Here is a 286-nt window from a genome sequence, read left to right on the forward strand (position 1 = left end):
CACGACGATCGCAACGGCGACCGTGATCGCATACGCGAGCAGCCGGTCGCCGCCGAGCGCGGCGCCCGCGAAGCCCGTCAGGCCACCGATCATCGCGCCGATGAACTGGTCGCGCGACAGCGACATCGTGTCCGAGTAGTTGTGCTGCGTGACGGCGATCGCCGTAATGGCGGCCCACACGGCCTGCTCGGTGTGCAGCGCGCGGCCGATCGCGAAGGCGAGACTGGCGCCCGCAACGGCTTGCACGGCCATCACGCAGCCTTCGGTCAGCCGCTCGTTGAGCGGC

The 286-nt window shown here is 70.3% G+C and carries 1 protein-coding gene; it reads right to left on the reverse strand.

Annotated elements, in window-relative coordinates:
• Positions 1–286, reverse strand: a 286-nt coding sequence (locus tag SB751_RS29635) for an FUSC family protein (protein ID WP_410748976.1), incomplete at both ends; no start/stop codon positions are given.

Source organism: Cupriavidus sp. SIMBA_020 (assembly GCF_046535395.1).
Lineage (GTDB): Bacteria > Pseudomonadota > Gammaproteobacteria > Burkholderiales > Burkholderiaceae > Cupriavidus > Cupriavidus campinensis.